This is a genomic window from Pseudomonas sp. SWRI154 (genome assembly GCF_014268645.1).
GTDB classification, from domain to species: domain Bacteria; phylum Pseudomonadota; class Gammaproteobacteria; order Pseudomonadales; family Pseudomonadaceae; genus Aquipseudomonas; species Aquipseudomonas marvdashtae.
The window spans coordinates 226354-249029 of the sequence record NZ_JABWQW010000004.1 but is presented as its reverse complement, the minus strand read 5'-3'; the positions used below and the strand labels follow the sequence as shown (position 1 = coordinate 249029).

The 22676-nt window shown below is 60.5% G+C and carries 25 protein-coding genes; 11 read left to right on the top strand and 14 right to left on the bottom strand.

All coding sequences use genetic code 11. The features are described from left to right. Window positions 1-17: 17 nt before the first annotated feature. Entirely contained in the window at window positions 18-1151 is a 1134-nt protein-coding gene (gene earP, locus HU806_RS06220; protein ID WP_186610540.1) for an elongation factor P maturation arginine rhamnosyltransferase EarP, read from the bottom strand. A 121-nt stretch (window positions 1152-1272) separates the two neighbouring features. On the opposite strand from earP, the gene HU806_RS06215 reads away from it, so the two are divergent. After that, a complete protein-coding gene (locus HU806_RS06215) occupies window positions 1273-1656 on the top strand; it encodes a hypothetical protein (protein ID WP_186610539.1) in 384 nt (127 codons plus the stop codon). 2 nt (window positions 1657-1658) lie between these two features. Continuing rightward, on the top strand, window positions 1659-2141 hold the full coding sequence (locus HU806_RS06210; protein ID WP_186610538.1) for a GreA/GreB family elongation factor: 483 nt from the start codon (window positions 1659-1661) through the stop codon (window positions 2139-2141). Between the two features lie 7 nt (window positions 2142-2148). Here HU806_RS06210 and cysB read toward each other — a convergent pair whose 3' ends face one another. The 4 genes from cysB to HU806_RS06190 all read right to left on the bottom strand — a co-directional run bounded on the left by cysB (window position 2149) and on the right by HU806_RS06190 (window position 5706). Next, window positions 2149-3123: an HTH-type transcriptional regulator CysB gene (gene cysB / locus HU806_RS06205; protein ID WP_092176949.1), complete on the bottom strand. Its 975-nt coding sequence runs from the start codon at window positions 3121-3123 to the stop codon at window positions 2149-2151. Between the two features lie 110 nt (window positions 3124-3233). After that, on the bottom strand, window positions 3234-3734 hold the full coding sequence (locus tag HU806_RS06200; RefSeq protein ID WP_186610537.1) for a universal stress protein: 501 nt from the start codon (window positions 3732-3734) through the stop codon (window positions 3234-3236). A 95-nt stretch (window positions 3735-3829) separates the two neighbouring features. Then, window positions 3830-4735 carry a 5'-nucleotidase gene (locus HU806_RS06195; protein WP_186610536.1) on the bottom strand — a complete coding sequence of 302 codons (906 nt, stop codon included), beginning with the start codon at window positions 4733-4735 and terminating at the stop codon, window positions 3830-3832. 17 nt (window positions 4736-4752) lie between these two features. Next, window positions 4753-5706, bottom strand: a complete 954-nt coding sequence (locus HU806_RS06190) for a putative 2-dehydropantoate 2-reductase (RefSeq protein ID WP_186610560.1) — start codon at window positions 5704-5706, stop codon at window positions 4753-4755. Window positions 5707-5924: 218 nt separating this feature from the next. Here HU806_RS06190 and HU806_RS06185 point away from each other — a divergent pair, with 218 nt between their 5' ends. Continuing rightward, window positions 5925-7001, top strand: coding sequence for a 3-deoxy-7-phosphoheptulonate synthase (locus tag HU806_RS06185; protein ID WP_186610535.1), 1077 nt, complete (start codon window positions 5925-5927; stop codon window positions 6999-7001). A 71-nt stretch (window positions 7002-7072) separates the two neighbouring features. Here HU806_RS06185 and HU806_RS06180 read toward each other — a convergent pair whose 3' ends face one another. Further along, window positions 7073-7354, bottom strand: coding sequence for a GNAT family N-acetyltransferase (locus tag HU806_RS06180; protein WP_186610534.1), 282 nt, complete (start codon window positions 7352-7354; stop codon window positions 7073-7075). A gap of 637 nt (window positions 7355-7991) precedes the next feature. Here HU806_RS06180 and oprI point away from each other — a divergent pair. Next, window positions 7992-8243, top strand: a complete 252-nt coding sequence (gene oprI / locus HU806_RS06175) for an outer membrane lipoprotein OprI (RefSeq protein ID WP_003183784.1) — start codon at window positions 7992-7994, stop codon at window positions 8241-8243. A 124-nt stretch (window positions 8244-8367) separates the two neighbouring features. Here oprI and HU806_RS06170 read toward each other — a convergent pair whose 3' ends face one another. From HU806_RS06170 to HU806_RS06160, 3 genes are all read right to left on the bottom strand, one after another. Further along, entirely contained in the window at window positions 8368-9339 is a 972-nt protein-coding gene (locus HU806_RS06170) for a L,D-transpeptidase family protein (RefSeq protein WP_186610533.1), read from the bottom strand. 144 nt (window positions 9340-9483) lie between these two features. Continuing rightward, the gene (locus HU806_RS06165; protein ID WP_047226351.1) at window positions 9484-9777 is read right to left on the bottom strand and encodes a hypothetical protein; all 294 of its coding nucleotides are present in this window, start codon (window positions 9775-9777) and stop codon (window positions 9484-9486) included. Between the two features lie 56 nt (window positions 9778-9833). Then, a complete protein-coding gene (locus HU806_RS06160) occupies window positions 9834-10439 on the bottom strand; it encodes an arylesterase (RefSeq protein ID WP_186610532.1) in 606 nt (201 codons plus the stop codon). A gap of 10 nt (window positions 10440-10449) precedes the next feature. On the opposite strand from HU806_RS06160, the gene HU806_RS06155 reads away from it, so the two are divergent. The 4 genes from HU806_RS06155 to HU806_RS06140 all read left to right on the top strand — a co-directional run bounded on the left by HU806_RS06155 (window position 10450) and on the right by HU806_RS06140 (window position 15155). Further along, a complete protein-coding gene (locus HU806_RS06155) occupies window positions 10450-11133 on the top strand; it encodes an ABC transporter ATP-binding protein (protein ID WP_186610531.1) in 684 nt (227 codons plus the stop codon). Continuing rightward, complete coding sequence (locus tag HU806_RS06150) at window positions 11133-13637, top strand: ABC transporter permease (protein ID WP_186610530.1); 2505 nt, start codon at window positions 11133-11135, stop codon at window positions 13635-13637. Before HU806_RS06155 ends, HU806_RS06150 begins: the two co-directional genes overlap by 1 nt. 33 nt (window positions 13638-13670) lie before the next feature. Continuing rightward, window positions 13671-14168 carry a transcription elongation factor GreB gene (gene greB, locus HU806_RS06145; protein ID WP_186610529.1) on the top strand — a complete coding sequence of 166 codons (498 nt, stop codon included), beginning with the start codon at window positions 13671-13673 and terminating at the stop codon, window positions 14166-14168. A gap of 138 nt (window positions 14169-14306) precedes the next feature. Then, window positions 14307-15155, top strand: a complete 849-nt coding sequence (locus HU806_RS06140; protein WP_186610528.1) for a PI-PLC domain-containing protein — start codon at window positions 14307-14309, stop codon at window positions 15153-15155. Window positions 15156-15161: 6 nt separating this feature from the next. Here the strand turns inward: HU806_RS06140 and HU806_RS06135 are convergent, their stop codons facing one another. The 3 genes from HU806_RS06135 to HU806_RS06125 all read right to left on the bottom strand — a co-directional run bounded on the left by HU806_RS06135 (window position 15162) and on the right by HU806_RS06125 (window position 17884). Further along, window positions 15162-15470, bottom strand: coding sequence for a class I SAM-dependent methyltransferase (locus HU806_RS06135; protein WP_186610527.1), 309 nt, complete (start codon window positions 15468-15470; stop codon window positions 15162-15164). A gap of 460 nt (window positions 15471-15930) precedes the next feature. Continuing rightward, on the bottom strand, window positions 15931-16365 hold the full coding sequence (locus HU806_RS06130) for a DoxX family protein (protein ID WP_186610526.1): 435 nt from the start codon (window positions 16363-16365) through the stop codon (window positions 15931-15933). Between the two features lie 97 nt (window positions 16366-16462). Continuing rightward, the gene (locus HU806_RS06125) at window positions 16463-17884 is read right to left on the bottom strand and encodes an MltF family protein (protein ID WP_186610525.1); all 1422 of its coding nucleotides are present in this window, start codon (window positions 17882-17884) and stop codon (window positions 16463-16465) included. Between the two features lie 234 nt (window positions 17885-18118). On the opposite strand from HU806_RS06125, the gene HU806_RS06120 reads away from it, so the two are divergent. The 3 genes from HU806_RS06120 to HU806_RS06110 all read left to right on the top strand — a co-directional run bounded on the left by HU806_RS06120 (window position 18119) and on the right by HU806_RS06110 (window position 20904). Beyond that, entirely contained in the window at window positions 18119-18928 is an 810-nt protein-coding gene (locus HU806_RS06120) for a TatD family hydrolase (RefSeq protein ID WP_186610524.1), read from the top strand. Between the two features lie 105 nt (window positions 18929-19033). Continuing rightward, window positions 19034-20251: a methyl-accepting chemotaxis protein gene (locus HU806_RS06115; protein WP_186610523.1), complete on the top strand. Its 1218-nt coding sequence runs from the start codon at window positions 19034-19036 to the stop codon at window positions 20249-20251. Window positions 20252-20541: 290 nt separating this feature from the next. Continuing rightward, a complete protein-coding gene (locus tag HU806_RS06110; RefSeq protein ID WP_186610522.1) occupies window positions 20542-20904 on the top strand; it encodes an Mpo1-like protein in 363 nt (120 codons plus the stop codon). 14 nt (window positions 20905-20918) lie between these two features. On the opposite strand, the gene HU806_RS06105 is transcribed toward HU806_RS06110, so the two are convergent. Next, complete coding sequence (locus HU806_RS06105; RefSeq protein WP_186610521.1) at window positions 20919-21716, bottom strand: acyl-CoA thioesterase; 798 nt, start codon at window positions 21714-21716, stop codon at window positions 20919-20921. 163 nt (window positions 21717-21879) lie between these two features. Continuing rightward, the gene (locus HU806_RS06100; RefSeq protein WP_186610520.1) at window positions 21880-22641 is read right to left on the bottom strand and encodes a CHAD domain-containing protein; all 762 of its coding nucleotides are present in this window, start codon (window positions 22639-22641) and stop codon (window positions 21880-21882) included. Between the last annotated feature and the right edge of the window lie 35 nt (window positions 22642-22676).

Sequence of the window (22676 nt, the reverse complement as noted above, 5' to 3'; positions counted from 1 at the left end):
AAAATCTAGGCCGCGTATCATATCCAATTTCGGTAAAACTTCACCAGCGCCGTGGCAAGATCGGGTCGCGAGGCCTGTTCCAGACACCACGCCTCGGCGTGTTCGGCCAGTTCCTGGCGTTGTTCACACGCCGATTTCCAATGTCCAGTCATATCCTGGCCGGCATTCCATGCCCGCCAGAGACCGCTGATCGCTTTTTCCGCAGGCCCGGAGAGTCCCTCGGTATATAACCGCAGGAACGCTTCGAGCTTTTCCAGATGGACGTCTTCTTCCTGCTGATAGATGTGCCAGAGCATTGGCCGGGCGGCCCATTGGGCGCGCACGAAAGAGTCTTCGCCGCGCACAGCGTTGAAGTCGCAACACCATAACAACTGATCGTACTGATCCTGCCGGATGAACGGCAGAACCTGTATCGTCAGGGCTCCGCGCCGATGCACCGCACCAACCTCAACGCCCTCGTCACCCAGCCAGTGCCGGACATCCGCCAGCACCCGCCCTTCCGGGACCAGCACGTGAAACGCCTCGGGCCCGGCCGCCATCGTGTCGAACCAACTCGCCAGGCCCGTATTTTCATAGGCAAACAACGAGATCAGGCGCGTATCCGGAGCCCGGTCAACGCCCAACCCTTGCAGGAAGATTCGCTGTGCCACGTCGTCCTGCTGAAATTGTCGGCGACGCCCCAGCAAGCCCTCCTCCCGCAGCAGGCCACCGGTGCCCGCCTGGAAGCCGGGAAAAAAGAAATATTTCTGCACGTGCTTGTACTTGACCGACGGCAGGCCATGACAACCGATGACCCAGTCCTCGGCGCTCAGATAATCGAGATTCATCCACAGCGGCGTTACCTCGCGCTCGGCCATCGCATCCATATAGGCGCTGGGCAATTGGCAGGCGAACGCGGCGATCACCACCTCGGCGGCCTCGGTATCGAGCCAGTCCTTGGGCCAATGGCGCACTTGCACGCCCTCCTGCCATTGCTCGCAAAGCGTGGTGTCAATGGCCGGGCACAGCCGCTCGAAGGCCCGTAAGTCATCGACCCATAGGCGCACCGCGCAATGGTGCTCAGCCACCAATTGCCGCGCCAGGCGCCAGGTGACGCCGATGTCGCCAAAGTTATCGACGACGGTGCAAAAAATATCCCAACGCACGGTCATTCCCGACTCCCTGTGGCAAAACCCGATTGTCCCGCATTGCAACGTCGATGCAGAAGAGCCGACGGCGATTAATCTTCATGCGACAATTGCCACCTATCCCGTGTTCAGCCAGGAAGCAGACATGCCCGACCATTCCTCGTCGCCCCTTACCGCCTTGCAATTGACCGTCAGTATCGCGTTGGGCCTGTGGCTGGGCTTCCTTGCCATCGTGTTGACGGGATGGCTGTTGTCGAAGTTTCTGTTCGATGAGCAACTCGCCCCGGTGACGGCCGCTGTGCAGCAACTGGCGCAACCGCCGGCAGTTCAGCCGGCACCCGAGCCGCCTACGCCGATGTTCGAGCAGTACCAGCAGAACCTGCAAAGGAACGAGCAACGCCAGGCGCTTGACCAGGTTCGAAGCAACCCTCGCAACCTGTCCAATCCCAAATGCCAGTTCTGGCTGCAACAGGACCAGAACGCGCCGAGCGAAAAAAGCCGCACCAATGTCCTGCAATTTTGCGAATGATCATGAACAAAAAAACCGTCCACCAACTGATTCTCGACAAGCTAAAGATTGACCTCGACATTGCCGAGCGCGCCGCGCAAACCGCCTACGAAACCGCGACACACGAAGAGAACATCGCCGAAAACAAATATGACACCCTGGGCCTCGAAGCGTCTTATCTTGCCGCCGGCCAAGCCAGGCGCGTCGAGGAGATCCGCCAGTCGCTCAGCCTCTGCCAGAACCTGACGCTAAGGCCGTACGACGAACAACGCGGAATAGAGGTCGGCACATTGATCGGGTTGGAGGATGACGAGGGTCGCCAGCAATGGCTGTTCCTGGGACCTGATGCGGCGGGACTGAAGGTCTCGCTGGTGGGGCAACCGATCACCGTCATCACCCCTCGCTCGCCGCTGGGGCGCAGCCTGCTGGGCAAATTCGAAGGGGATGAAGTGGAGATCGTCGTGGCGGGCGCCCGGCAACAGTTCGCTGTCACCGAGGCTATTTAGACGTTGCTCAATGCACCGGCAGCTCGACGCCGTCGAACAGCTCTTCAAGTTCCTGCTTGTTGTGGCACTGGATGGCCTTGGCCATGACTTCACGGGTCAGGTGCGGGGCGAACTTCTCGATGAAGTCGCACATGAACCCCCGCAGGAACGTGCCACGGCGGAAACCGATCTTGGTCACGCTGGATTCGAACAACTCGCTGGCATCCAATACCACCAGGTCACTATCGAGCTTGGTGTCGACGGCCATTTTCGCCACGATGCCGACGCCCAGGCCGAGGCGCACATAGGTCTTGATCACGTCGGCGTCGGCGGCGGTGAACACCACTTTTGGCGTCAGGCCACGATGGCTGAAGGCCTCGTCGAGCTTGGAACGACCGGTGAAGCCGAATACATACGTCACGATCGGGTATTCGGCCAAGGCCTCGAGGGTCAACTTCGGCAGCTTGGTCAACGGATGGCCGTGGGGCACGACCACGCAACGGTTCCAGCGATAGCACGGCATCATCACCAGATCGCCGAACAACTCCAGGGCCTCGGTCGCGATGGCGAAATCCACGGTGCCGTCGGCGGCCATTTCGGCAATCTGCATCGGCGAACCCTGGTGCATGTGCAGCGCCACGTCCGGGTATTGCTTGATGAAATTGCTGATTACCGGGGGCAGGGCATAACGGGCCTGGGTATGGGTGGTAGCGATCGACAGGGTGCCTTTTTTCTCGTTGGAGAATTCCTGGGCGATCTGCTTGATGCTTTCGACCTTGCGCAGGATCTCGCCAGCCGTGGTGATGATGCGCTCACCGGCCGGGGTCACGCGAGTCAGGTGTTTGCCGCTGCGAGCGAATACTTCGACGCCCAGTTCGTCTTCCAACAGGCGGATCTGTTTGCTGATGCCAGGTTGCGACGTGTAGAGGCTTTGGGCGGTAGCGGAAACGTTGAGGTCGTGGTGCGCCACTTCCCAGATGTAGCGCAATTGTTGAAGCTTCATATGTATCCCTCAAAGCAGTTGGATGCGACGGGCATCAGCGACGGCATATAACTATATGAATGGTTGCATTAAGAAATCTAGAACTTTTTATAAAAAGCCATCATTTAGCCTCAAGCTTCTCCCTGACGCCGGCGCTGCACCAGCGGCACCAGGTACACCGGCACACGGGATAACTGCAAAACCCGTGCGGCGGTCCTGCCCAAAGGGGTTTCGCCGCTTGCCCCCTGACAGTGGCTGCCGACGATGAGCAAATCGACGGAGAGTTTTGCCGCCTGTTCGAGAATGACCTGGGAAGGATCACCCTGAAACACCCTGACCGATTTGATCAGCTTCAAGTCTTGCTGGCCCTCCCCCAGTTCTTCACGAAAACTGTCGAGCACCTGCTGCTCGATATTGGCCATCACCGTACTCAGACCCTGACGATGGAATTCGTTCAACGCCTGCTCGTCCAGATAGCTCTGCAACACCGATTCGGCGAACAGCCCCATCGGTTCCACTGCATGCACCACATACAACTCGGCTGCGAACGTCCGTGCCAACGCCAAGGCATGCTGCATCACATAAGGGGCATAAAGGCCCAGGTCTGTGGCGTACAGCATCGAACGAATCATGTGACCTCCTCGGATGCCAGGATGGCGGAGATTGATTCAGCTTAGCAGCGCCCCGAGGAGTTCGACGTGCGACGTAACGCCCGAACAGCGGGCATTCAGAGCTTCACTTCGTTACTGATGCCATGGGGCACGTGCCCAGTGGCGACCACTTCCCGGGCCAGTTCGCAGTGACCGGTCTGGTCGTCGAAAAATACGTCGGCGGCAAAGGCTTCGAGGAACGCGGATTTGGTCAGCCCCCCGAGGAACAGCGACTCATCCAGACGAATATCCCATTCACGCAAGGTGCGGATCACCCGTTCGTGGGCCGGTGCCGAACGGGCGGTAACCAGCGCCGTGCGAATCGGGCAGGCGTCTTCGGGAAATTCGCGCTGCAACGCATTGAGCGCCGCCAGGAACCCCTTGAACGGTCCACCTCGCAGCGGCTCGCGCGCAGCCTGCCGCTCATTGGCCTGGAATGCCTCCAGGCCGCCAGCCTGATAGACGCGTTCCGACTCATCGGAGAACAGCACCGCATCGCCGTCGAAGGCGATGCGCAGTTCCTCGCTGGCGGCACGGCTGGCACCGCCCGACAGGATGGTCGCCGCCGCGAATCCGGCCTCGAGGGCGCTGCGCACGTCTTCGGCGTGAGTGGACAGGAACAGGTCGCAGCCGAACGCCTTCAGATAAGGGTAAGGGCTGCGACCGCCGACGAATGCTGCGCGGGAAATCGCCAGGCCATAGTGATGAATCGAATTGAACACACGCAGGCCAGTGTCGGCGCTGTTGCGCGAAACCAGGATGACTTCGACCCGGGCACGCCCGAGGTGCTGGTTGAGGTTCAACAATTTCTGCACCAGGGCGAAAGCGTCGCCAGGTGCCAGGACTTCGTCTTCATGCTCGATCTGGTATTGCCGATAGGCCTCGACGCCACTCGCCAGGTAGACCTTGTGGCTTTCGCTCAGGTCGAACAAGGCCCGCGATGAAATTGCCAGCACCAGCTTGTCATCAATGTTATTGGCCATGTTTCCCTCTTTCGCCATCAGCGGTTGTGGCGATCCAAAAACGCCAGCGCCTGACACAAGGCTTCGATTTTCGGCAGTTCGCATCCTGCCGCCTTGGCCGAAGCCAACGGCCGGCCATAGATCGCATCCAACTCCAGCGGTCGCTTGTGGGAATAATCGTGGTACATGCTCGGCCAATAGTCGGGCATCTTCTCGGTCATGGTGAACAGGTATTCGGCGTAACCCGGCGCAATTTGATGACCACAGGCCCGCGCACCGCGTACCACCTCGTCCATCAGCGCCTGGATCAGCCCGCGGCTGTGGTCGTCGGCCATCAACGGCGTGGTGCTGGCACCCAGCAGCACCGAAAGACCGTTGTACGGTACGTTCCACACCAACTTCTGCCAACGGGCCTGTTGCAGGTCAGGCATGGCCTGGGAGTCGATACCGGCGGTACGGAACAGCCCAGCGCCCTCTTCGACAATCGCCATGCGTTCGGCCTGATCCCGGCCGGGACCGCTGTGGTAACCGATGTTGACCGCGCCGAGGGCCTGATGGGCGACGACACCGGGGCCGACGCGATGCACGCAGACCAGGCACAGGCCGCCCAACAAATGCAGCGAATCGGGCAATAGCGGTCGCAGTTCGTCCTCGACATCGAGGCCGTTCTGCAACAACAGGACTTTTGCGCCAGCAGCGGCAGCCTGGATGATGGCCGGGGCCAGGTCGGCATTGCTGGTGGTCTTGGCACCGACCAGCAACCAGTCGCAAGGCGGCATATCGGCTGCCGAGCGATACGCTTGGACAGGATCGAGGGTCAGCGCACCATGGACGTCACTGGCGACCCGCAAGCCGCGTTCGGCCACGGCGGCAAATTCGCTGCGCAATAGAAAGTGCACGTCGTAGCCGGCCCGCGCCAGCATGACGCCATAGAACCCGCCGATCGCCCCGGTGCCGATCATGCCGATCCTGGTTGTAGCGCCTGCCTGCATCATGCAACTCCCCCGTTGAACAATCCTTGCGCATCATTACACAAGACCTGCCGCCCGTGGCCAGGGAGCTTGCTTGCCGCAATTAAACCGGCCCCTGCCCATTGTCGAGCCCCCTCCTAACGCGCTAAGGTTCGGCTCCCCGACGCGCTTAAATCCGCTGTGCACCGCCGCGCGGGGAATCGCTGGCGGCCGGCACCCGTGACCTGACGAGTAACACGATGGCTGATTTACCGATCAATGACCTTAACGTCGCCTCCAACGAGACCCTCATCACGCCTGACCAGCTCAAGCGCGATATCCCCCTGAGCGACGCTGCCCTGCGCACCGTGACCAAGGGCCGGGAAGTCATCCGCAACATTCTCGACGGCACCGACCACCGCCTGTTCGTCGTCATCGGGCCCTGCTCGATCCATGACATCAAGGCTGCCCACGAATACGCCAAGCGCCTGAAAGTGCTCGCGGCGGAAGTTTCCGACACCCTGTACCTGGTGATGCGCGTGTATTTCGAGAAGCCTCGGACTACCGTCGGCTGGAAAGGCCTGATCAACGACCCGTACCTGGACGACTCCTTCAAGATCCAGGACGGCCTGCACATTGGTCGCCAGTTGCTGCTGGACCTGGCGGAAATGGGCCTGCCCACCGCGACCGAGGCCCTCGACCCGATCTCGCCGCAATATTTGCAGGACCTGATCAGTTGGTCCGCCATTGGCGCGCGCACCACCGAATCCCAGACCCACCGCGAAATGGCCTCTGGCCTGTCGTCGGCCGTGGGCTTCAAGAACGGCACCGACGGCGGCCTCACCGTGGCGATCAACGCCTTGCAGTCGGTTTCCAGCCCGCATCGCTTCCTGGGTATCAACCAGGAAGGCGGCGTGTCGATCGTGACGACCAAGGGCAACGCCTACGGCCACGTGGTGCTGCGCGGCGGCAACGGCAAGCCGAACTATGATTCGGTCAGCGTCGCGTTGTGCGAACAGGCCCTGAACAAGGCGAAGATCAAGCCGAACATCATGGTCGATTGCAGCCACGCCAACTCCAACAAGGATCCGGCGCTGCAACCGCTGGTGATGGAGAACGTCGCCAACCAGATCCTGGAGGGCAACCAGTCGATCATCGGCCTGATGGTCGAAAGTCATCTGAACTGGGGCTGCCAGGCAATCCCGAAAGACCTCGCCGATTTGCAGTACGGCGTCTCCATCACCGATGCCTGCATCGACTGGAGCGCCACCGAGAAGACCTTGCGCGGCATGCACGCCAAGCTCAAGGACGTGCTCCCAAAGCGTCAGCGCAACTGATCGGCGAATTGCACGCATAAAAAAACGCCGGGCTTTTCAGTCCGGCGTTTTTTTTGGGCGATCCATAAGTTTCAGAGCTTCGCCGCGTGCCGCTGGTGACGCTCCATGTAACGCTCCACATAGGAGCAGGACGGAATCACCGTGTAGCCCATTTCCTCGGCGTACTTCAGCGCCTCTTCGGTCAACTTCGCAGCAATCCCCCTGCCACGCAGGGCGTTGGGCACGAACGTGCGATAGATGTCCAGGGTCTGCTTGCCCAGGTCCATGTAGGTCAGATAGGCACGATGACCGTCCACAATGGTCTCGAACTGATGACCAGCCTGGTCATGGTGGATGGAAACCGCCTCGCTCATCACTACTCCTCGCGGGTCTGAATGCTGACCCCTACCTTACCGATGTTTTTCCGGCGAAGGAACATCTACGCCACCCCGTGCCTGTCTGGTCACCGAGCGCAAAAAAACCAATCGCTCAAACCCGAGCACGTCGTGAATAGTAGGCACCAATGACGCAAATGCTCAAGGCACGCCTGTCACTGAAGGGATAAACCCCCGACGGGTTTATCGATTGAGCGTCACTTTCACGCGGTAGTCGGTCAAGGCGCAATAGCTGAACATCGCCAGTTGTTGAGTCTTGAGACGAGCGCCGGTTGTTAAAGTCACCGTCTGCAGCAATAAAAGATACCGGGAGGGCTGCACAAAAAATGAGCAAAAGTCGAGGAGAATCAATAAGCAGCGACTTTAGTGTGCTCGGGTGAGTTAGCGCGTCAACGGAACTTTTCTTCAACCACACGCTCCATTCTGGCGGTTGCGGCTGTGTGTTTTTTAAACAGCACTCAGAAAAGTTGCCTGAAAAAGAATCACCGCCTACAATTTTTTTGCTTCTTGCGCTACGTCAGTTTACTTACTACAAGTAATGAGTAGTATGTACGCCGGCTAACTCCTCACTCTGGGGAGACAGTCACTAAATAGAAAGTCCTTGAAGGGGAACACGATGAACAACGTTCTGAAATTCTCTGCTCTGGCCCTGGCCGCAGTTCTGGCTACCGGTTGCAGCAGCGCATCGAAAGAAACCGAAGCACGTCTGACTGCTACCGAAGACGCAGCAGCTCGCTCCCAAGCTCGTGCAGACGAAGCGTACCGTAAAGCTGATGAAGCTCTGGCTGCTGCTCAAAAAGCACAACAGACTGCTGACGAAGCTAACGAGCGTGCTCTGCGCATGCTGGAAAAAGCTAGCCGCAAGTAATAGTCCTTCGGGATTGTTATCGAGCCGACCCATCACTGGGTCGGCTTTTTTATTGCCGGGCGTTTTACAGGCGATAACAAACCCGCCGACCTCGCGAGGCGTCGGCGGGTTGCTTTCGCACAGGCTATTGCGTGAGGTCGATCGGCGCGCTGGAGACCATCGGGGCCGAAGTGTTCGGAACAGCGACCTCCACCGGCAAGCCGTCTTCGGCAGCCACTACGTCACGCACCACGTCCCAGTTCATGCGCTGGTTGCTGGTAATGTCTTCACGCTTGAGCATCGCATTGATGACCGCCGTGTGCTTGTCCACCACGGACGGATTGCCCTTGTCGTCCAGCGGGGTATGCGCTTCCAGATACACCTTGCCGCCGCTCATGCCCAACTTGTACGGGTCGTTGATGATTCGCACCGACGTACCCACCGGCACCATGCCGGCCATTTCCAGCACGTTGTTATTGAACATCCGGAAGCAGCCGTGGCTGGTGCGCATGCCAATGCCGAACTTCTTGTTTGAACCGTGGATCAGGTAGCCCGGCGTCCCCAGGGTGAACTTGAACGGGCCCAGTGGATTATCGGGACCGGCCGGCACGACATTGGGCAACGGGTCGCCATCGGCGGCATGCTCGGCCTTGATCGACGCTGGAGGAGTCCAGGTCGGGTTCGGCGTCTTGGCGATGATGCTGGTGTGGGCAATAGGCGAGCCCCAACCTTCACGACCGATCCCCAACGGGAAGGTGTAAACGACGTTCCGCCCCTTGGGGAAATAGTAGAGGCGGTATTCGGCGAGGTTGATCACGATACCTTCACGCGGGCCCGGCGGCAGGATGAAACGGGTCGGCAAGACAATTTCAGTGCCAGCGCCCGGCAACCACGGATCGACCCCAGGGTTGGCGGCGACCATCTCGGTGTAGCCCAGGTCGTAGGTGGTGCCCAGGTCCGCGAAGGTGTCTTCGTACTTGGCCTTGATGACTTGCACCTGGCCGACAATGTCTTCACCCGGCGGTGGCAGGGGCAACTCCAATGCGGCAACGGGCCCAGCCATACACAGGGCGGCAAGAGACAGGCAGCGGGCGACGGCAGGCAAGCGCGGCAACATCCGGGAAATCCTTCGCAGATCGAACAGAGGGTGTGAAGCGGCGATTGTACACTGCCGCCCGTTATTTCGGGGAGAGCGGCGCTTAGGCGTCCGATGCGCAGCAGGTCCGGGAAGTGAAATCAGATCCTGGGGAAGCGAGGGGGCTTACAACTCGAACCGCAGCTCCGGCCAGATCGGCGAAGTGCCACGCTTCTGTGATTCGAGGATCGCCCGGCACAACGAACACAGGCGATGGTCCTGGAATATCTTGCGATCGACCGCCGACCAGCGTGGCTGGGCCGGCAAAAGGCTGCCGCAAAGGGTCCGGTCGGCCGAGCCGCCGAGTTCCAACTGCCGGGTCACCAGATGAACCCGCACTTCCTGGCAGGCGAACAGGTCCAACTGCTCGTCAGGCTCGATCAGTTGGTAGGCAAACAGGGACCAGGCGGGACGCGGCATCGGGGGCTCCAAATCGGGGGCGCCACATTAGCCGAAACACCGCCTGTAGAAAAGCGTCAAAGCAGCGGTTTCAGCGCCGGCCAGACATTTTCCAGCAACTTGCCCTGGGCCGCGACGGACGGGTGCAATCCGTCCCCCTGCATCATCCCGGGTATACCCCCGACGTCCTTGAGAAAAAACGGCACCAGCGGCACGTTCTTCTCTTCGGCCAAGGTGCTGTAGACCCGGGCGAAGGCTTCGGTGTAGCGCCGCCCATAATTGGGGGGCAACTGCATGCCCAGCAAAAGCACCTTGGCACCGCTGGCACGGGAGCTGTCGATCATTGCTGCAAGGTTTTGTTGCAATTGTGTTGGCGGCTGTCCGCGCAGGCCATCGTTGCCCCCCAGTTCCAGGATCACCAGATCCGGCTTATGGGCTGCAAGCAGCGTCGGCAGGCGCGCGAGGCCTCCTGCGCTGGTGTCGCCACTGATCGACGCATTGACCACTTTATCGTCGAAACCCTCGGCCTTGAGCCGTTGGTCAAGCAACGACACCCAGCCTTGGCGGGTATCCAGGCCGAAAGCCGCGCTGATACTATCGCCAACGATCAGGACAGTACCCGCCGCTGCGTTCTGGACCATGCACATCAAGGCCAGGCCGGCACTCAAAAACCACACACGCATCGGATTCTCCATGGGCTCAAGCATTCTCACCGCGACGGACCTTAGCAAAGTGGTACCCAGCGCGGAAGGTGAACTGACCATCCTGCACGAACTCAGCCTGGAACTGAACCAGGGCGACAGCCTGGCCATCGTCGGCGCGTCCGGCTCCGGCAAATCCACGCTCCTTGGCCTGCTGGCCGGCCTCGACCTGCCCAGCAGCGGTGAAGTGATACTTGCCGGCCAGGCCCTCGGCGCATTGGACGAGGACCAGCGAGCCCGGGTCCGCGCTGAACATGTCGGGTTTGTCTTTCAGTCGTTCCAGTTGCTCGACAGTCTCAATGCACTGGAAAACGTCATGCTCCCGCTGGAGCTGGACGGCCGCAAGGACGCCCGGGAACGCGCCACGCAACTGTTGCAACGCGTCGGCCTCGGCCAGCGGCTGACCCACTCGCCACGCCAGCTCTCCGGCGGCGAACAACAGCGCGTCGCGATCGCCCGCGCCTTCGCCGCCGAACCCGACGTGCTGTTTGCCGACGAGCCGACCGGCAACCTCGACAGCCACACCGGTGAACGCATCAGCGACCTTCTGTTCGAGCTGAACAAGGAACGCGGCACGACGCTGGTTCTGGTGACCCACGACGAACGCCTGGCCCATCGCTGCCGGCGCCTGATCCGACTTGAAGCCGGCCAGATGGTCGCGCCCCTGGAGCCTTGATGGCACGCTTGCCCCTGTTGCGCCTGTTCAGTCTTGCCGTCCGCCAGTTGCTGCGCGATGCTCGCGCCGGCGAGCTGCGCGTGCTGTTCTTCGCCCTGTTGGTGGCGGTCGCGGCCAGCACCGCCATCGGCTACTTCGGCGCCCGTCTAAACGGCGCGATGATGATGCGCGCCACTGAATTCCTCGGCGCCGACCTGCTGCTCGAAGGCAGTTCCCCTGCCCGCCCGGAACAGATCCGCAGCGGCATCGACCTGGGCCTGGAACACGCCCGCGTGGTGGAGTTTTCCAGCGTTGTCGCCACCGACAACGGTATCCAGCTGTCCAGCGTCAAGGCGGCCGATGACATCTATCCGTTGCGTGGTGAGCTGAAAAGCGCCCCGGCGCCTTTCGGCCAGGAAGAAATCGGCGGGCGCCCCGCTCCCGGCGAGGCCTGGGTCGAAGCTCGCCTGCTGACGGCGTTGGAGCTGAAGATCGGTGACAGCATCGATGTCGGCAACCAGACGCTTCGCCTGAGCCGGGTGCTGACTTACGAACCGGATCGCGCCGGCAACTTCTACAGCCTGACCCCCCGCGTGCTGATCAACCTCAAGGATCTGGATGCCACGGGCGTGGTGCAACCCGGCAGCCGCGTCAGCTATCGCGACCTGTGGCGAGGCCCGGCGCCGGCACTGCAAACCTATCGCGACCTGATCAAGCCAGGCCTTGAGCCCAACCAGCGCCTGCAAGATGCTCGCGACGGCAACCGCCAGATCGGCGGCGCCTTGGGCAAGGCCGAGCGCTACCTGAACATGGCCAGCCTGGTTGCCGTGTTGCTGTCCGGCGTGGCCGTCGCCCTCTCCGCCAACCGTTTCGCCACGCGACGCTTCGACGCCAGCGCGCTGCTGCGCTGCCTTGGCCTGTCCCGCCGCGAAACCATGGTGCTGTTCAGCCTGCAACTGACCGTGCTGGGCCTGCTAGCCAGTATCAGCGGCGCGCTGCTCGGCTGGATCGCGCAGCTGGGGCTGTTCGCCTTGCTGCATGACCTGTTGCCCACCACCGTGCCGCCGGGCGGCTTGTTGCCGGCAATCGCCGGGATCGGCACCGGGCTGGTGGCATTGGCGGGGTTCGCCTTGCCGCCGCTGGCCGCACTGGGTCGGGTACCGCCGCTGCGGGTGCTGCGCCGGGACATGCTGCCGATCCCCTCGAGTACCTGGGTCGTCTACGGTGCCGCATTGGGTGCGCTCGGGTTGATCATGTGGCGCTTGAGCCTGGACCTGGTGCTGACGTTCGCCCTGCTTGGCGGCGGCGTGATTGCGGCGCTGGCGCTTGGTGGGCTGCTGCTATTGCTGCTGCAAAGCCTGCGTCGGATGTTGGCTCGCGCCTCGTTGCCCTGGCGGCTGGGATTGGGCCAGTTGCTGCGTCATCCCTTGGCGGCAGCTGGCCAGGCCCTGGCGTTCGGCCTGATCCTGTTGTCGATGGCACTGATCGCGCTGCTGCGCGGAGAGTTACTGGATACCTGGCAGAACCAACTGCCAAAAAACGCCCCGAATTACTTCGCCTTGAACATCCTGCCCAACGACAAGCAGGCGTTCAGCGACAAGCTGATGGAATTGTCGGCGCAGTCGGCTCCACTGTACCCCGTGGTACCGGGACGGCTTATCAGCATCAATGGCGAGCCGGCCAAGGAGTTCGTCACCAAGGACTCGGCCGGCGACCGCGCATTGCAGCGTGACCTGAGCCTGACCTGGGCGGCGGACCTGCCGGCGGGCAATGTCGTCACGGCTGGGAGCTGGTGGCAGCAGCAACCGCCGGACGATATCCCAGGGGTCTCGGTGGAAGGCAAGGTCGCCGACAATCTCAAGATCAAGTTGGGCGACCGCCTGGTGTTCAGTGTCGGTGGGCTGAATCGGGAAGCGAAGGTCACCAGCCTGCGGGAGATCAACTGGGACAACTTCCAGCCCAACTTCTTCATGATTTTCCAGCCCGGAACGTTGAAGGACCTACCCGCCACTTACCTCACCAGTTTCTATCTGGCAGCCGGCCACGACCAGCAGATCGTCGACCTGTCCCGGGCCTTCCCGGCCGTGACAATCCTGCAAGTCGAAGCCCTGCTCGAACAACTGCGCAGCATCCTCGCCCAGGTAACGCTGGCGGTGGAATATGTATTGCTGTTCGTACTGGCGGCGGGAATGGCCGTGCTGTTTTCGGGCTTGCAGGCCACTCTCGACGAGAGGATTCGCCAAGGCGCGCTGCTACGTGCCCTGGGTGCCGAGCGGAAGTTGCTGATCAAGGCCCGGCGCATCGAATTCGGCCTGCTCGGGGCGGTCAGCGGTTTGCTCGCGGCATTGGGGTCGGAACTGGTGAGCCTCGTGCTTTACCGGTATGCCTTCGATCTGCCCTGGCATCCGCATCCGTGGCTGTTGATACTGCCACTGGTAGGGGCATTGCTGATTGGTGCGGCAGGCGTGTTCGGGACCCGCCGAGCGCTCAACGCCAGCCCCCTGACAGTGTTGCGCGAGGGTTGATAGACTGGCGGTTTGCCCTGACAAGAAGTTGCCATGAGCCGCTATCGTCCTCCCCGCACCGCCGGCACCGCGCTGATTACCCCCGAAGGGGAAGCGCGGATGCGCGCTGAACTGCATGAGCTTTGGCATGTACGCCGCCCCCAGGTGACCCAGTCGGTCAGTGAAGCGGCGGCCCAAGGTGATCGTTCGGAAAATGCCGAATACACCTACGGCAAGAAAATGCTTCGGGAAATCGACAGTCGCGTGCGCTTCCTCACCAAGCGCCTCGAAGCGCTCAAGGTGGTTAGTGAAAAGCCCAGCGATCCAAACAAGGTGTACTTCGGCGCCTGGGTCACTGTGGAAGATGTGGAAGGCAAACAATCGCGCTATCGCATCGTCGGGCCTGACGAGCTGGACTTGAAGCTGCACTTGATCAGTATCGACTCACCGTTGGCACGAGCGTTGATCGGCAAGGCACTGGATGCAGAAGTCAAAGTCCAAACTCCCGTCGGCGAACAGTTTTTATATATAACTCAAATCGAATATAGATAAGCCACCGCAACATCGAAATATTGCAACACAGGAAAGCAACTTTGCAACGTTGACATCAAGCCATTCATATTGGAAATTAGAAGCGCGCCAAAAACGCACTTTCTTATTAGCCACATCTATTCAAGGACGAATAACAATATGAACGCAAACTTCAGCGACCGCTGGATGAATAACACTCCAGGCATCTATAAACTTCGCATCGATGAATTGATATTACCCGGCACGCATGACTCAGGTTCTGACAAAGAAGCACCGAAAATGATGTTGCCCAATGAAATCACCCAGGACGTTCCCATTCGCGACCAAATCCATCGGGGGTTCCGGGTTCTCGATTTGCGTGTAGAGCTATTCCCAGATCAACCCAGCCGTCATCCACGTCGTTTTCAGCTATACCACTTCACCTCTTCGGGGCGTACCGTGGCCGGCGATGTCCTTGCCGTGCTCAATGAGTTTTACACGCTCCCCGAACGAGAGAATGAAGTAATAATTTTAAACTTCCATCAATTCAAGAACTTTACCGATGCATCACATGAAGAACTCCACACGTTAATCAATCAAATGATCGGGCACCGCTTGATCCCCTATTCCCAAAGGCATCTGACACTCGCCGAGCTGAGGCAGCATCTGCCAGGAAAAAACGTGGTCATTTCATATAACAGACAATCCGGGGATGGTTACTGGCCCGGCGTCGAACAGCAATGGATCGGCGAAAACTATGTAAGTACTTCGGCATTGAAAGCCTTCATGGACGAAGCCAGTTCCCGCCCCAAAAGACCTTACGCTCTTCGCTCCATCCAATGCGCCAAATACACCGGGTTTTACGTCCCCGACGATTTCAGTGACAAAGTGGACCTCTGGTTCAGATCTGAAGATAGCAACAGCTACATCCAGCGCTTCCATATCATCAATACCGACTGGTCGACGCGAAGCAATATCGTATTGAATTGCATGCTCGCCAACCAGTTTCGAGCCTTGATGAAAGGCTGACACGCATTAACGGCGAGTTATCAACCCCTGCCGAGCCACACGAGTCAGTTGCCGGATCATTTCGGGAGCATCCGCCTTTTTCGGCGACTGGATGACGGCCAGGTCGAAGCTGTCATTGGCAAAACGTGCCAGCGACTCACCGTCTTCGACGAACTGGATCAGGAAGGCTGCAGGCCCATGGCTGCGTCGTGGCCAGCCGTCCAGATACCGCAACAGCGTCGGCTGATGGCTACCGCCCAGGAGAATTTTCGGATTGCGTTGGACAAGGTTCGCCGTGATTGGCGCAAGACGTACGAGGGGGCTGGGTGCGTTCATTGTGTCGTGTCTCTGCCTCAAAAGTCTGCATGGCAGGTGAGAGGCAACACCGAACCAGCGCTTTAGCGGTATTTCGAAGCCTGGATTACCGGCTTCTGACGGCAACTGGAATGAGTCACCTGGCGCCCCGCAAGTAGCTGTTTAAATCGGCGCATGAGCGGCATCCTAGAGAAGCTGACTGGCCAGTGTCAAGAATCGGCCTCCATAAAAAAGGCCCGTACAAGACGCAATGCGGTTCATTTAAGAAAAATGACGACCCGTGGCGAGGGAGCTTGCTCCCGCTCGGCTGCGAAGCAGTCGTAAACCGGCGGATGCGGTGTGTCTGATGTTCCGCATTTGGCAGGTTTTAGGGCCGCTTCGCGGCCCGGCGGGAGCAAGCTCCCTCGCCACGGGTTTGTCGATTGCCTTAAGTGAACAGCATTGCCGTACAAGACGGGCCTTCGATGGTTCAAGCAGGTAATCAGTGGGCGATGGCGTTATCCACGGACAGCTTGCCCGCCCCCTCGATCAACACCGCGATGCTGCCGGCCAGCAAAGCCAAGGCAAACTCATAACCGTTGTTGGCCATGAACAAACCATTGCCGATGTGCACGGAGAAAATCGCCACCAGCGACAGAATCGCCAGCCCCAGCGCCGCTGGACGCGTCAGCAGGCCGATGATCAGTGCAAGTCCGGCAAAGAATTCGGTGCCGCCGGCCAGTGTCGCCATCAGATATCCCGGCGTCAGGCCGATGCTTTCCATCCACTGTGCCGTACCCGCCAAGCCATAACCACCAAACAGGCCGAACAGTTTCTGCGAGCCGTGGGCGGCAAAAATGATTCCGACAACGATGCGCAGGACCGTCAGGCCGTAGCCAGCGCGGGAGAAGAGAACTTTGTTGACGAACGTGCTCATGGTGCATTCCTTGGTAAGGTTTGGTTGGACGCCATATTAATCAAATAATCCAATGCAAAAAGCGCAAATATTCCGCCATAACAATCGATTTATTTGATTACTTCCGCACGACCACCGCTTGGCCCTGGGGCTCCAGCGATTCCCGCTCGCGGTCAAAGGCCAGATAGTACTTGTTCACGCTATTAACGTAGCTGACCGCGCCCATTCCCACCTGCTCCATGGCGATGCGCTCGACCTGGAAAAACCACTGGTTGGGGTTCAAGCCCCGCCGCCGGGCCTCGGCGCGCATACCCTGGACCCGCTCGGGCCCCATGTTGTAGGCAGCCAGGACAAACGCCATGCGTTCGCGCTCGTTGAGCTTGGGGCTGGCGAAAAACTTGCGGCGGATCATCGCCAGGTACTTGGCGCCGGCCTGCACATTGGCGTCGAGGTTCTGGATGTCGTTGACCCCGACCCGCTGGGCCGCGGACGGCGTGATCTGCATCAGGCCCGTCGGGCCACTGCCACTGCGCGCGTTGGGTTGCAGGGCCGACTCCTTGAACGCCAGCGCCGCCAGGTTGAGCCAGTCCATGCCTTGGGCCTGGGCATGCTTTTGCAGCACCGGGCGGAGTTTCTCCAGGCGCTGGCGATTGGCCCGGGCCAAAGGATAGTGAACTTGATACAAGCGGCGGTATATACGCAGGAACGCGGCATCCGGGTTGGACGGGGCCTTATAGCCGGCGAGAAATCGATCGATACTCGCCCGCAGCATCGCGGCGTCGCGGTGTACGAACCAATACTCGTCGCTTGGCTCGCCAATCAGCAATTGCCGATCGAAACGCAGCTTGGGAAGAATCTTGCCCCAGCGTTCGGCGATGGGCTGCTCGACGATGGTCAGGTGGAAAATCCCGCCCTGGACCATCTCCAACACATCCTCGACCGCCAGGGTCGGATCGACCCATTCGATCCTGACGGGCTGCAGCTTGAGCAGCGCCAGCTTCTGGTTGATCTGGCTGACGGCGTCGCCCGCCGCGCTGCCGTTGGGCAAGGCCAATGTCTTGCCGGACAGTTGTTCCACGCGCGTGTAGCGCTTCTCGCCCTTGATGCCCACCAACAGCAAGGGCACATCGGTGCGGATCGGATCACTGGCGCTCACCGCATGGCCAGGTTGCGGCTCAAGCAACTCGCCTGGCGCCACCAGGTCCCCTTCCCCACGCTGTAAGGCGCCAAGCAGTTGATCCTTGGCCTTGGGAATGATCTTGAGGGTGATTTCCTGGCCATCCCGGGCGTGCCCGTTGAGGTATTGTTCGAAAGCCCGCAACCGATGATATTCGACGCCGATGGGTTGGCCCTGGACTTCACCGGAACTGTTGCGGCTCTGGTTGACCAATACTTTCAAGACCCGGCTGCTGCGGATTTGCGCCAGGTCGCGCACCGCGCCCGGCGCCACTACCTGCACCGGACCGGGCAGCCGCGCCTCGGCCGGCATCGGCAACAGCAACGAACCACACAGCAAAAGCAACACCTGGGGACGTGTCATCCACTCTCCGAATGGGTATTGCCGAGCCACCCTGTGGAAAACCGAGGCTGGACCGGACAAAACAGAGCACCTGGGGCGCTGAAAAGTGCGAAAGACTGGCACAACGATGGCAGCGACACCACCCCGACCTGTCTCGTGGCCTCAACAGACAGCCGCAACTCCTTGTAGTTCTTGGCTTTTCTTATAAATCTACAGCTCTGATATGCTGGGCGGCCTTTGGGCCGAGGTAGCACCATGCAACTCATCGATATCGGCGTCAACCTGACCAACCCCAGTTTCGCCGACAAACACCAGGCGGTGCTCGAGCGCGCCTATGAAGCCGGGGTCTGCCAACTGGTATTGACCGGCACCAGCATCGAGGGCAGCGAACAGGCCCTTGAACTCTGCCAGCAGTTTGACGCGGAAGGCGATCGGCTATTTTCCACGGCCGGCATTCATCCCCACAGCGCAAGCGATTGGACGGCTGACAGTGCCAGGCATTTGAAAGATCTGCTCAAGCAAAATCGTGTCCGCGCAGTGGGTGAATGCGGGTTGGATTTCAATCGCGATTTCTCCCCGCGTCCGCAGCAGGAAAAAGTCCTGGAAGAACACCTCGCCCTCGCGGTGGAGTTGCAATTGCCGGTCTTTCTCCACGAGCGCGACGCCGACCAACGCTTGCTGGAGATACTCCGGGACTTTCGCGACCAGTTGCCTGCCGCCGTGGTGCATTGCTTTACCGGTGAGAAGAAAGCGCTGTTCAGCTATCTCGATCTGGACTTGCATATCGGTATCACCGGCTGGATCTGTGACGAACGCCGAGGCACGCACCTGCACCCATTGGTGCGAGAAATCCGCCGAGGCCGGCTCATGCTCGAAAGCGACGCCCCCTACCTGCTGCCGCGCACGCTGCGGCCCAAACCCAAGAACGGTCGCAATGAGCCAGCCTACCTGACGGAAGTCCTGCGTGAAGTGGCCCTGCACCGGGGAGAAACCCAGGAAGACCTGGCGGCCCACAGCACAGCATGCGCCCGGGCGTTTTTCCGCTTGCCAGCCCTTAGCGAATAAACCGAATCCCTTGTCCGTTGACCCACATCAAAACCTCGGCACCTGGATAGCTGCACAATACTGGCACCTTGCCAATGCTGTTTCCGCTATCAGAGAAGACCTTCCATGGGTGCCTGGCTTAGCAATATCTCGCTGAAGTATAAATTCTGGGCGGTCAATGCGGTCGCCTTTGTCACAACGTTGCTGTTAGTGCTCTATGCCATGCACCTTGAACAGCAGGTCCGAGGCGTGAGCCTGGGCCAGGTGTTCGGCGAACGCTTCAGTCAATATGCAGTGGCGGTGTTTGTGCTGATGCTGGCGATGCTCGGTGCGTCGCAATTACTCATCCGCTTTCTGCTCAGTCAGCTCAACACCTTGAAAGACGTGATGCTGCATGTGGAAAAGAGCGGCGACCTGGCCGCCCGCGTGCCTTTGGTCGGCCGGGACGAAGTGGGCCAGATGGCCGCCGCGTTCAACGCCATGCAGGCAGGTTATCAGCGCGTGGTCGACACCGTTGCCAGCAGCGCTCGGCAACTGGACAGCGGCGCGGGGCGCCTGGCGTCGAGCATGAACGAAGTGCGCCAGGGCATGCTCGGCCAGCAGAGCGAGACCGACCAGGCCGCCACCGCGATCAACGAGATGTCCGCCACGGTTTATCACATCGCCCAGCACGCCGGCGCCACCCGCGACCTGTCGAAAACCACCGACAAGCTGGCCGGCAATGGTCGCGAAGTCGTCAGCCGCGTACAGCAGTCGATTACCGGATTGTCCACCGGCGTGCAGCAGACCGCCGAGATGATCCAACGGCTGGCCGAAGACAGCCAGAAGATCAACAGTGTGGTCAGCGTGATCCACAGCATCGCCGAGCAAACCAACCTGCTGGCCCTCAATGCCGCCATCGAAGCGGCGCGGGCCGGGGAGATGGGCCGGGGTTTTGCCGTGGTGGCCGATGAGGTCCGCAACCTGGCCAAGCGGGTCCAAGCCTCGACCGATGAAATCACCACGATGGTGTCGGCGTTGCAGGCAGGTACCCGCGACGCGGTGGATTTCATGCAGGAGAGTTCGCTCAAGGCCGACGATTGCGTGCAACAGGCGTGCGAGGCTGGCGACGCGTTGGCGCAGATAACTGAAGCAGTGGCGCAGATGCGCGAGAGCAACACTCAGATTGCCGTCGCAGCCGAGCAGCAAAGCCATGTCGCCGAAGAAATGAACCGAGTGGTGGTGAGTATTCGCGACGTGACCGAAAACACCGTGCGCCAGACCGTGGACTCAGCCACCACCAGCCATGAACTGGCGACGCTGGCGGGGGCGTTGAACAGGGCGATCGGGCAGTTGAAGCTTTAGACATTCTGCCTTTGTGGCGAGGGAGCTTGCTCCCGCTGGGCTGCGCAGCAGCCCCTCTGAAGCCCTCCTCATCCGCCTGATACACCGCGCTAGCCGTTTGGGGCCGCTTCGCGGCCCAGCGGGAGCAAGCTCCCTCGCCACAAAAGCAGTCGACACAGCCACAAAGGCAGTTGTCGACATAAATACGCTATAGCCGCCTATCATTGCGATAGTCAACCGCGATTCGCCGCCCTGCCCGGCCCGGCCTATTCTTGGGTTATTCGGACTCCACAGACTCAAGGAACAGCATCATGGGCAAACGTCACCCCAACCTTCCGGCCTGGCAATGGCGCGCCTACCCCGACAATCATCGCCACCCGACCAACCTGGTCCTGCACCTGATAGCAGTGCCGCTGTTCATCATCGCTTTTCTACTGATCGTATCGGGCGTCTTCAGCCTGAGCCTGGGCGATGTGGCCATCGGCGTGATCGGGCTGCTCGCCGCACTGGGGTTGCAGCGCCACGGTCATAGCCTGGAAAAACAAGCATCCGAGCCGTTCAGCGACCGCAAGGACGCAATGTCGCGCCTGTTGGTGGAACAATTCCTGACCTTTCCTCGATTTTTCCTCAGCGGTGGCTGGTGGCGCGCCTGGCGGGAACGCCACCGTCACTGAATCGCCGGAACGCCTCAGCCGAAAATCGTTACTGTCTGCCGGCTCATGGCAATCAGCCGACCGTCGGCACTCCAGAATTTCGCCGCGACATGGCCATAGCCGTCCTGGGCGTGTTCGATCTCGGCCAGGTACTGGCACCAATCCAGCGTAGTCAGCTCCAGCAGCGGCTGGACGAACTCGATGGTCCAGGTGAGCGTGCTACCGGGTGCCATTTGCGTGAGGTGCGGCAACAAGGCCGGCGGCCAGGCGTCCACCAGTGCCAGGATGTGGCCCTCGTCCAGCGGCTCTTCTTTCACATCACCGCGCAAACGCACCCAGCCGCCCATGCTGCGGGATTTATTGCCGGTGAAGGGTAATCCGCCGACACTCCAGCGCATCGCCAGGTGCCGCATGAACTCCGGCGTGGCGCCTTTGATATAGGGCAGCTCCTGGCACTGTTCGACAGCCTTGAATTGCGGCGCGGGATCAGCCTGCACCGCCACGACCGAGGATCGCGACGCGCCAAAACTGCCCTGGATGATTGTCACCACCTGCCCGTCCTGCACAGCGCGCCCCAACACCTGGCTGACGGCCTTGCCTTCACGCAATACGTCGACCTGGAAACTCACCGGCACGTCGGGCGCGACCGGGCCGACAAAGGTAATCGCCAGCGAACGAACCGGGCGATCCGCCGGAACGCGCGCACGCATCGCCTCGTATTGCAGCGCCGCCACCAGGCCGCCAAAACTGGCACGTCCCTGGCCCCATTCAGGCGGGATCGTCACGGCATCTGGCTGATGGCGCACGGTGTCGATCAAATCGGAAAAGCGCATGGCAACCTCGCAGACAGGGAAAACGATGAAGGATCTTAACTATCCCGAGCGGGCAGTACAGCGATCATTCCGGCCAAAGAGACTGACAGAAAAGCCGTAAACCCCGAATCCCACCATCAGTCCTTGCGCGAACGAGCTCGCGCAGGGCTGTTTTTTCCAGGGTTCAGGATTTATCGAAGCAACTGGCGATGAGTTTGTCGAGCACCCGATCAGACTTGGCCTCGGCCTTTTCCATGGTGATCCGCCAGACTGGCACGCAGGATTGCAGGTCGTGTTCCTGCTCGGCCCGCGCCAACCATTGCCAGCAATCGTGCCAGTCGCCCAGCGCGCCTTGGGCGGATTTGAGTCGGGGCATGGCCGCTTTCGGCAAACGATCGAGTTCGGGATAGGCTTCGATGGCGTAGCGCACGCGCTTGATCAGCAAGCGCAGTCGGTGGCGGTCATGGGCGGGGTCGCGCAAGGCCTCGCCGAGTTTCTTCCACTGCTTGTCGAGGCGTTTCTCGATGCGTTTGCGCAAGCCCGCGAGCAAGCCCTGGCGCTGGGCGGCGCGGATGAAGCGCGGGAACGCGTCGAGGATCATCAACAGGTGCGCCAATTCCTGGCTGCTGGCTACGGCGGGATAGGCTTCGGCCATCTGCACCTGGCGCCGCTGCGCGGCCTCGACCTTGCCGTGCTGCTCAAGGTAGGCCGCCAGTACTTCGCGATCGCGCAACGGCGTGGTCAAGGTGCCGACCGCCGACGCGGCTGTTTCCAGCTGTTCAACACCGGGCAAACCGCGCAACGGGCGAAGCAGGCTGCGCAAACGACGGACCGTGGTCCGCAGGTCGTGCAATGCTTCGCTGTCGGTTTGGGCATTCAAGCGGGCCTGACAGACCAACAAGCGAACTTCCAGGCCCACTATCCGGGCCACCAGCCGATCAATCATGGATGCTTACTCCGTGCGCAGCTTCGAGTTGCAAG

What these genes read in the sequence shown, in the direction of transcription:
- cysB (WP_092176949.1), bottom strand. Translation starts at nt 3,123, where the DNA reads ATGAAGCTTCAACAATTGCGCTACATCTGGGAAGTGGCGCACCACGAC.
- greB (WP_186610529.1), top strand. Translation starts at nt 13,671, where the DNA reads ATGAGCCGCTATCGTCCTCCCCGCACCGCCGGCACCGCGCTGATTACC.
- oprI (WP_003183784.1), top strand. Translation starts at nt 7,992, where the DNA reads ATGAACAACGTTCTGAAATTCTCTGCTCTGGCCCTGGCCGCAGTTCTG.
- HU806_RS06110 (WP_186610522.1), top strand. Translation starts at nt 20,542, where the DNA reads ATGGGCAAACGTCACCCCAACCTTCCGGCCTGGCAATGGCGCGCCTAC.
- HU806_RS06140 (WP_186610528.1), top strand. Translation starts at nt 14,307, where the DNA reads ATGAACGCAAACTTCAGCGACCGCTGGATGAATAACACTCCAGGCATC.
- HU806_RS06105 (WP_186610521.1), bottom strand. Translation starts at nt 21,716, where the DNA reads ATGCGCTTTTCCGATTTGATCGACACCGTGCGCCATCAGCCAGATGCC.
- earP (WP_186610540.1), bottom strand. Translation starts at nt 1,151, where the DNA reads ATGACCGTGCGTTGGGATATTTTTTGCACCGTCGTCGATAACTTTGGC.
- HU806_RS06210 (WP_186610538.1), top strand. Translation starts at nt 1,659, where the DNA reads ATGAACAAAAAAACCGTCCACCAACTGATTCTCGACAAGCTAAAGATT.
- HU806_RS06190 (WP_186610560.1), bottom strand. Translation starts at nt 5,706, where the DNA reads ATGCAGGCAGGCGCTACAACCAGGATCGGCATGATCGGCACCGGGGCG.
- HU806_RS06185 (WP_186610535.1), top strand. Translation starts at nt 5,925, where the DNA reads ATGGCTGATTTACCGATCAATGACCTTAACGTCGCCTCCAACGAGACC.
- HU806_RS06120 (WP_186610524.1), top strand. Translation starts at nt 18,119, where the DNA reads ATGCAACTCATCGATATCGGCGTCAACCTGACCAACCCCAGTTTCGCC.
- HU806_RS06170 (WP_186610533.1), bottom strand. Translation starts at nt 9,339, where the DNA reads ATGTTGCCGCGCTTGCCTGCCGTCGCCCGCTGCCTGTCTCTTGCCGCC.
- HU806_RS06150 (WP_186610530.1), top strand. Translation starts at nt 11,133, where the DNA reads ATGGCACGCTTGCCCCTGTTGCGCCTGTTCAGTCTTGCCGTCCGCCAG.
- HU806_RS06160 (WP_186610532.1), bottom strand. Translation starts at nt 10,439, where the DNA reads ATGCGTGTGTGGTTTTTGAGTGCCGGCCTGGCCTTGATGTGCATGGTC.
- HU806_RS06165 (WP_047226351.1), bottom strand. Translation starts at nt 9,777, where the DNA reads ATGCCGCGTCCCGCCTGGTCCCTGTTTGCCTACCAACTGATCGAGCCT.
- HU806_RS06215 (WP_186610539.1), top strand. Translation starts at nt 1,273, where the DNA reads ATGCCCGACCATTCCTCGTCGCCCCTTACCGCCTTGCAATTGACCGTC.
- HU806_RS06200 (WP_186610537.1), bottom strand. Translation starts at nt 3,734, where the DNA reads ATGATTCGTTCGATGCTGTACGCCACAGACCTGGGCCTTTATGCCCCT.
- HU806_RS06195 (WP_186610536.1), bottom strand. Translation starts at nt 4,735, where the DNA reads ATGGCCAATAACATTGATGACAAGCTGGTGCTGGCAATTTCATCGCGG.
- HU806_RS06115 (WP_186610523.1), top strand. Translation starts at nt 19,034, where the DNA reads ATGGGTGCCTGGCTTAGCAATATCTCGCTGAAGTATAAATTCTGGGCG.
- HU806_RS06180 (WP_186610534.1), bottom strand. Translation starts at nt 7,354, where the DNA reads ATGAGCGAGGCGGTTTCCATCCACCATGACCAGGCTGGTCATCAGTTC.
- HU806_RS06155 (WP_186610531.1), top strand. Translation starts at nt 10,450, where the DNA reads ATGGGCTCAAGCATTCTCACCGCGACGGACCTTAGCAAAGTGGTACCC.
- HU806_RS06125 (WP_186610525.1), bottom strand. Translation starts at nt 17,884, where the DNA reads ATGACACGTCCCCAGGTGTTGCTTTTGCTGTGTGGTTCGTTGCTGTTG.
- HU806_RS06130 (WP_186610526.1), bottom strand. Translation starts at nt 16,365, where the DNA reads ATGAGCACGTTCGTCAACAAAGTTCTCTTCTCCCGCGCTGGCTACGGC.
- HU806_RS06100 (WP_186610520.1), bottom strand. Translation starts at nt 22,641, where the DNA reads ATGATTGATCGGCTGGTGGCCCGGATAGTGGGCCTGGAAGTTCGCTTG.
- HU806_RS06135 (WP_186610527.1), bottom strand. Translation starts at nt 15,470, where the DNA reads ATGAACGCACCCAGCCCCCTCGTACGTCTTGCGCCAATCACGGCGAAC.